The following is a 5,062-nucleotide window of genomic DNA, read 5'->3' on the forward strand; positions in this document are numbered from 1 at the left end:
GACACCATAATACCCTGCCGCCTATGCATGGCGTGACATATTTTTTCATACCTTATCAAACTTTACTGACTATATATTAGAACTTATAGAAAGGTTTGACAAGGTTTTTGGGAAACTATTACTGCTCCAAGGGTCAAATCCTCAAAGTCAACTACTCTCGAAATATTTGCAGCTTTTGCAGGAGCAACAAAAACTCCTAATACTATTGCTACAGAAAAAATTAAAACAGACTTGAAATCTTTGATATTCATCGTTAGCTCACATTTAAATAGTTTTTACCCACTGTTTTTATTTTTGCCTAAAGTAGCAAATCTTAGTACACAATACTTACATATTCTCTAAAATAGCAAGCGTTTATTCATAACTTCACTGAATCTTTAAAAAACACACATAAAATCCTCCTAAACTTCACAGAATCTTCATAAAACTTCCCTTCAATACCATAAATATTTCCTCAATGCCAACTATTTATGTTATGTGTAACTTTACCGAAAAATTGTGGTTTAAAGCCTCCCCTTTTAAGGGGATAATAAAGAAAAATTTTCATGAATTTGTCAATCCTCTTCTTTCAAGGAGAGGTAATTATTCATTATTCATTATTCATTATTCATTATTCATTGTTGAACGAATCTTTAAAATCAAGAGAAAAATTCAAAGGAGGAATATTTTTTTATGACCAAACTCACATATAGCGCCGATCAGGTACGCCCGTATACAGTTATCTTTTTCTTCCCAAAAACCTAGAATTTTGTACCTCCAGCTTTTTAGGAATTGCTATATCAGCGATCGCCTTTTTGAGAAATAGGGCATTACATTAGAGATAACTGCTTAGTTATTTTTGCCTATTGACTTTGTTGCTAAAAAAAGCTAATTTTTTGAAAATTATTTAGATAATAAATTTGATTACAAAATATAAAAACTAAGACGTTATAGTTATGAAAGTACAGTATGCAACTACAACAGAAGCAGCATTTCTGCTGAATATTTCCACAGGTAGATTAAGAACTCTACTGAATCAAAACCGTGTTAGAGGTGCTCAAAAAATCAAAAGACTTTGGATGATTCCATTAAATAAACGGGGAATGCCAGAAATTGCACCAGGTCGTCGCGGTCCTGAAGGTACTTGGAACAAAAATCAACGCACAGGCAATACCTTTATTCATGTTCTGCGAAAGACCATTGACTATAACCGAGACAATGGAACTTCTCATCCAGTAGTTGCCGTAAAAGTAGGAGATAAAAAAAATTATTGCCACGCTCTGAAAATTAACGGACCTTGCCAAATCGTTTATCAACCTCATCAACCCAATAGAAGTCAAGCCGGGGGAGCTCGTCTGTGGATAGAAGTAGAACCACAACATATAGTGGAGCGAGTATACTTCAGTGATGGAGATTATGGTCCACCACCGGAAGTAGTTGAGCAGCGGACAAAAAGTAAGAAGTCAAAAAAGAAAGGAAACAACAGAACATTGAGATAAATAATTTGCTTCAAAGGGAGCATTTATACAGTATAAGAATTATTCCTTTAGTATCTCCAAGAATTCAAATCTTGTGCGAGACAAATTTGTGGTTATCTAGAAAATACTGAGCAACCTACTGATATTTGTAGTACTTTATTCTCGGACAAATTGAGGTGCAGAATCTGAGTTAAAACTCAGACAACGCCAGATTTTTTGCTTTTTCAGTCCTTCCTTATGCTATACCACCTCAGTTCAAAAAACTAAGAGACTCTCAGTTAGTTGCTCACCCACTATTAGGAAAGTAACAAACTGAGAGTCCCAAAGTTCTAGAATTAAAGAAGTTTTAAAGCAAGAGTTTTATAATCTTGCCTAAATCCCTATTTTCTAGGACAAGGAGTTGATTGCATAGTCGAGGAGAGTAGTGTACTCAGTCAATGCTTGAGCAGACATATCGCGAGGAGCGCAACCACGGTTACGAATAAAAGTTAAAGCTTCAACATAAGGTGCAGTAGGTAAGCTGAGAGCCCGATAAACTTCACGTTGACCAGCAATTCCCCACTCATCAAGAGGACCAGTTCCACCAACAACTAAGCAATAGTTGATCAAGCGCATATAGTGCTTGATATCGCGGAGGCACTTCTCCTTAAAAACTGGTGTTGAATTCGCTTCGCCAGGGTTGTTTAAGTAACCATACTTACTGATGCAAGCATTATAACCTTCCTGAGCAACTGCATCAAGATTGCCTCCTAGCTTTTCAGCAGCTTCTAGACGAGCTGCTGCACGCTGGATAGAACCTTGTACGGATTCTAGATCGGAGCTGCTAGGAAAACGACCTGCTGCATCAGCAGCGGAAACTACTGTAGTAATAACTGATTTCATAATTGAGTTTTTCTCCTACTCTGAAAATAGATTGGGTAAAATGTTAATTTCGTTGACTTCAATGACTCAAAACTAGGTGATATTAACTGATAGCAGCAATAACTGCATCAAAATAGCCAGAGCACTCAGATACTAAACTAGCACAAGCTCCTTCTTGTTCAGTAACACTCATCTTACGTTGAGAAGCTGTATTGCTGATGAAAGCAACAGCTGCTGCTTTCATAATTCCCACTGCACGACCCGCAGATTGAGTAGGAACCCCTAAAGCAATGTAAGTTTCTTTCAGACCATTTAAGCAACGGTCGTTCAGGATGGAAGCATCGCCAGCTAGTAGTGCATAGGTAACATAGCGGAGGATGATTTCACCATCACGCAAGCAAGCAGCCATACGACGGTTAGTATAGCAGTTACCACCAGCTTGGATTAATCCGTTGTTTTCGCAGATCATACCAGCGACAGCATCAGATACAATGCAGCTTGCGTTGCTAGCAATAAAGTTCACTGCATCAAGACGTTTGTTGCCATCAGCAATGAATGTTTTTAGGCCAGCTAATTCTGCTGCACCAATAGGAGCAGTTTTTGTATCTGCTGTAACTACAGCTTTTGAAAAAGCATCTAACATTGAGTTCTCCTTAAAAATTTATTTTTTGTAACTCTTAGTATCAAAGTTTCTAACAAGAGGGTTTGTTTTGTCTCGCTTTCTGAGTAAGAAAGTAATAATTCGTAAACAAGTAAACATTTATTAAGATTTTCTAGCCAATGGAGTGTCAAGAACATAAGATAAAAACCAAACATTTATCTAAATGTTGGCATTTATACCTGCGGGAGAGCGCGGGTATAAATGCCAATCAATAAGAGCGGTTTTACAGATAATCTGTTAATATGCAAATATTGCTCAGGCCAAAAATCAAGGTGCGCGATTACTGTAACTGTTCAATCAAGTCGCCGAGGGGCACGCCTCCTCCGGAGGAGCTGCGCTAACGGAGAAGTTAAACGGACACGGAGGAAGTGTTAGACTGGCAAAGCCCAGCATTTTTCAGTGAGGTGTCAACCCGCCCTGAATCTTTCAAGCTGCGATTTGTCTGTTTGATTGATGGATGGGAATCCCGCGCTGTCTCGTAGAGCAGCGTCGGGAGGATGTCAATAAATTCAATAAATATAAATAGAATGGAAAAGTTAGCTACATTAACAACTCTAGGGATAGATACCTTTGAAGTTGCCCCTTTAGAACTCCGTCCCAATGCCACTGAAGAAGATGTACAGATGGTAATTAGGGCGGTTTACAAGCAGGTATTGGGCAATCAATACATAATGGAAAGCGATCGTCTTTCAAGTGCTGAGTCTCAACTGCGTAATGGAGAAATTAGTGTTAGAGGATTTGTGAGAAAAGTAGCTCAATCTAGCTTGTATCAATCTCTGTTCTTTAATAGTAATAATCAATATCGCTTTATTGAGTTAAACTACAAGCATTTACTAGGTCGTGCCCCTCAAGATCAAACAGAAATTTCTCAGCACGTTCAAATCTACAACGAACAGGGATACGAAGCTGAAATCGATTCCTATATTGATAGTAAAGAATATAGCGAAAATTTTGGAGAATGGATTGTCCCTTATCCCTATGGTATGACTTCCCAAATTGGTTTCAAAAATAACACCTTTAATCGGATATTTTCCTTATTAGGTGGACCTGCTACTAATGATAACGATAGTACTTCTCAATTACTTTCTTCTCTTGCTGGTAATTTACCAACTCCTGTTAAACTTCAAACTAAAGGAAATGGAGCTAACTATGGCAATACGGGCAAGCGTTTTCACATTGTTTACTCTACCTCTAAGGCACCAGCTAGATTGAACCACCTCAGCAAAAAAGAACTGACAATCAACTATACTCAGATGTCCCGATTTGTACAAAATATTCATCGGAGTGGTGGGAAGATTATTAGTATTACTGAGCAAACCTAATACTTGTTTGCGGGTAGGTTCAAAAATCTAGCTCTAAAAAAGTTTTGTTTTAAAATCTTGGCGTTGCTGAATCAAAGGATGAATGTTTATGGAACAGATAAATCCCATCTTTAAGACTTCCTCTACTTTACTATTTCTCTGAACCTAACAATTCCTCCTACTATGCAACGCCGAGAAAGTTGTACGGCACATCAACCTAAAAGATATCGGGAGGAAAGTGCCCGGAAGATTTATCCCCTGGTTGAATAACGACACGCGGGTTTCAACCCGTAGTAAAAATCTGCTATGGTAGTAGGATAGCAAGTAAGAACAAGGTTTGTCGCCATGACAAGATCGCTAGTTAGCGTGAGATTCTGGCGGACAGGAGACGGGGGCTTAATTTCCTACGACGGCTGTTAGCTCCGCATTCGGCACCGAAAAGTAAGTAATGCAGCTAGAGCAGCGAGAAGATTGCTCCAACATTTTGAGTAAAACCACTCGTGAAAGCTAACCAAAAAAAATGTAAGCTCACAGCTAGATAATGGTCTATGCTGAGGAGTGTAGAAGTCTGTTGACAGGCTTGAAGAAAATGCGGATTTATCCCGTTTTCGGTGGATTTTCCACAGAATCCAGGTTGTTTCAACCCCTGGAGATGTCGCGCGACCTGAACTGGTCATTTGGAACGGGAACCCTGATTCCCCTGGTGTTTTCTACCACCAGCCTTCGTAGAAAAGACTCTCTGAGTCTGGCTACTCTCAGAATAAGTAATGAAATGAGAAGAA

6 protein-coding genes are annotated in these 5,062 nt (G+C 38.9%); 3 read left to right on the forward strand and 3 right to left on the reverse strand.

Annotation, left to right across the window (positions count from 1 at the left end; genetic code table 11):
- Nucleotides 1–83 precede the first annotated feature (83 nt).
- Nucleotides 84–251 carry a hypothetical protein gene (locus tag F6K54_RS39970; RefSeq protein WP_293089891.1) on the reverse strand — a complete coding sequence of 56 codons (168 nt, stop codon included), beginning with the start codon at nucleotides 249–251 and terminating at the stop codon, nucleotides 84–86.
- Nucleotides 252–935: 684 nt separating this feature from the next.
- Here F6K54_RS39970 and F6K54_RS39975 point away from each other — a divergent pair.
- Entirely contained in the window at nucleotides 936–1,478 is a 543-nt protein-coding gene (locus F6K54_RS39975; RefSeq protein WP_293089892.1) for a DNA-binding protein, read from the forward strand.
- A 366-nt stretch (nucleotides 1,479–1,844) separates the two neighbouring features.
- Here F6K54_RS39975 and F6K54_RS39980 read toward each other — a convergent pair whose 3' ends face one another.
- Both F6K54_RS39980 and F6K54_RS39985 read right to left on the reverse strand, forming a co-directional pair.
- On the reverse strand, nucleotides 1,845–2,339 hold the full coding sequence (locus tag F6K54_RS39980) for a bleomycin hydrolase (protein WP_293089894.1): 495 nt from the start codon (nucleotides 2,337–2,339) through the stop codon (nucleotides 1,845–1,847).
- An 82-nt stretch (nucleotides 2,340–2,421) separates the two neighbouring features.
- Nucleotides 2,422–2,961 carry a bleomycin hydrolase gene (locus F6K54_RS39985; RefSeq protein ID WP_293089895.1) on the reverse strand — a complete coding sequence of 180 codons (540 nt, stop codon included), beginning with the start codon at nucleotides 2,959–2,961 and terminating at the stop codon, nucleotides 2,422–2,424.
- A 545-nt stretch (nucleotides 2,962–3,506) separates the two neighbouring features.
- Here F6K54_RS39985 and F6K54_RS39990 point away from each other — a divergent pair.
- Nucleotides 3,507–4,301, forward strand: a complete 795-nt coding sequence (locus tag F6K54_RS39990; RefSeq protein WP_293089897.1) for a phycobilisome rod-core linker polypeptide — start codon at nucleotides 3,507–3,509, stop codon at nucleotides 4,299–4,301.
- A 568-nt stretch (nucleotides 4,302–4,869) separates the two neighbouring features.
- On the forward strand, nucleotides 4,870–5,062 hold a 193-nt coding region (locus F6K54_RS39995), incomplete at its 3' end, for a hypothetical protein (protein WP_293089898.1).

This window comes from Okeania sp. SIO3B5 (assembly GCF_010692555.1).
Classification (GTDB): Bacteria; Cyanobacteriota; Cyanobacteriia; order Cyanobacteriales; family Microcoleaceae; genus Okeania.

What these genes read in the sequence shown, in the direction of transcription:
- F6K54_RS39975 (WP_293089892.1), top strand. Translation starts at nt 936, where the DNA reads ATGAAAGTACAGTATGCAACTACAACAGAAGCAGCATTTCTGCTGAAT.
- F6K54_RS39985 (WP_293089895.1), bottom strand. Translation starts at nt 2,961, where the DNA reads ATGTTAGATGCTTTTTCAAAAGCTGTAGTTACAGCAGATACAAAAACT.
- F6K54_RS39990 (WP_293089897.1), top strand. Translation starts at nt 3,507, where the DNA reads ATGGAAAAGTTAGCTACATTAACAACTCTAGGGATAGATACCTTTGAA.
- F6K54_RS39970 (WP_293089891.1), bottom strand. Translation starts at nt 251, where the DNA reads ATGAATATCAAAGATTTCAAGTCTGTTTTAATTTTTTCTGTAGCAATA.
- F6K54_RS39980 (WP_293089894.1), bottom strand. Translation starts at nt 2,339, where the DNA reads ATGAAATCAGTTATTACTACAGTAGTTTCCGCTGCTGATGCAGCAGGT.